The organism is Arthrobacter wenxiniae (assembly GCF_013376105.1).
Classification (GTDB): domain Bacteria; phylum Actinomycetota; class Actinomycetes; order Actinomycetales; family Micrococcaceae; genus Specibacter; species Specibacter wenxiniae.
In genome coordinates this window covers 1-1,854 of record NZ_JAAMFM010000064.1, presented here as the reverse complement: position 1 = coordinate 1,854, position 1,854 = coordinate 1, and the positions used below count along the sequence as shown (strand labels likewise).

Annotated in this window: 1 protein-coding gene; it reads right to left on the bottom strand. The window is 67.9% G+C overall.

Annotated elements, in window-relative coordinates:
• Nucleotides 1–201 precede the first annotated feature (201 nt).
• Entirely contained in the window at nucleotides 202–1,776 is a 1,575-nt protein-coding gene (locus tag G6034_RS19350; RefSeq protein ID WP_176636731.1) for an IS1182 family transposase, read from the bottom strand.
• Nucleotides 1,777–1,854 lie beyond the last annotated feature (78 nt).

The window sequence follows — 1,854 nt, the reverse complement described above, 5'->3', positions numbered from 1 at the left end:
CTAGGAGTGCGCTGAACAAGGGGCAATTCGGGGTGGTGGGTTTCGCTGCCGCACCCTTCCGGGGCCTTGGGCGGCTGGTTGGGGGCGTCGATTCCAGGAGCCGGAATTCTGGTTCGTGAATTTTCCGGGGCGTGTAGGTCCGCCTGCGGCTTCGGGCGGCGTGGATTTGGGCTTGGGGCCGGGCGGCCCCCATTTTGGGCGCTATCCGATGGCCCAGGCCCCGTCGCGGCCGATGAGGCCCAGTTTCAGCAGTCGCCGAAGGTTCAGGGCCGCAGTGCGGACCTGCAGCCAGGCGTTGTTCTTTTCCACGCCCCGGTACCGCAGGCGCCGGTTGCCTCCGGCGACGAGCCAGCCGATGGATCTTTCCACCAGGGGCCGGTAGGCCCGGTAGTCATGCCGGAAGGCTTCGGCACGGGCGGCGGCGCGGTGCGCGCGCTGGCGGGCGTGGTGCTTGGTAATGACGACTTTGCGCCCGCCCTTGGCCGTGGTGCATTGGTCCCGGAGCGGGCACTCCTTGCAGGCGGCCCCGAAGTTCACGTTGCCTTTGGCACTGATCGTGCGGACCTCGCCCCTGGGGCAGGTGAGTGTGTTCTTGCCTTCGTCGTGGGTGAAGTCGTCCAGGTCGTAGCCGCCGGGCACGGCCGGGCGCAGCGGCTTGGGCTTGACCAGCCCCTGGTGCCCGGCGCCGTCGAGGGCCTCGAGCATGGCCCCGGATCCGTAGGCCGAATCCCCGAGCACCTGGTAATGGGTGCCATCGTCTTTCATGGTCGGGTCGGTGCCCAGCAGCACGATCCCGGCGTCCGCGTCGGACGAACCGGGCCCGGCGGCCTTCGTCATCACCGCACTGGTGTAGAGCCCGGTCTCGGGTTCGGCCACGATGTGGCCCTTGTACCCGTCCATCATCACCGAACGGGACTTGTGTGCGTGCCGGGCCTCCGGATCGACGGTGGAGACGATCCGGTCCGGGGCGACCTTCCGGGCGATCCGCCACCGCCCGTCCGTGCCGTCGGAACCCTCGGCCGGCTCCACGTCCTGGCCCGAAACCAGCGCCAGCAACACGTACGCCTGCGCTGCCGGGGAACCTTCCTCCAGGGTGTACGGGTCCACCGCGCCGAGCAGGGCCAGCGCATCGGTGACCAGCCCCGAAATCAATTCGTCTTTTGCTTCCTTGTCATCCCAAGCGATCTCCGGCTTGCCCGTGCGGGTGTAGTCGTAAGAGGTCGCGTGGACGGCCATGAGCGTGGCCCCGTGCTCCATGACCCTGCCGAAGCGCCGGATCACGGCAATGAGCTGGGTGATGGTGTCCTGCCTCGCGACCGCGTCCTGGAACACGGTCGAGTCCACCGCCCTCCGGTGCCGGCCGGCCAGGACGCCGGTGGCGGTGATGACCTGGGCGACGGCCTCATTAATCCGGTGCGGGCTGTCGCTGGCCCGCAGGCGGTTGCGCCAATGCACCAGCGCGGTCGGATGGAAAGCAGTCTCGGTCAGGCCGTACCCGCAGGCCGCCTTCCAGCGCAGGTCATACGTCAACGCCTCCGCGGCCGCCCGATCCGACAAACCCTCCAGGGCCTGCAGGACCAGCACCGTGCCGATCACCGAGGCCGGGATCGAGGGCCGGCCCCGCTTCGAAGGAAACAGGTCCTCCATCATCGAATCCGGGAACAGCTCGCTCCGGTGTTCAGCCAGGAACGCGTAGGCACTGCCCGGGGCCAGCAACTCCCCGGCCAGTGACTCTACATCCAAATACCCGCGCTGGGCCGCCTCAATTCCTTGCATGCATCCAGTCTTAACGACCACGGCCCGAAGTCCAGCAGGCGCGCCTTAAACCACCCAAATTGTTCAGCGGCATCCTAG

Bases quoted from the DNA above. Each gene is read 5' to 3' on its own strand.
- G6034_RS19350 (WP_176636731.1), bottom strand. From the start codon at position 1,776: ATGCAAGGAATTGAGGCGGCCCAGCGCGGGTATTTGGATGTAGAGTCA.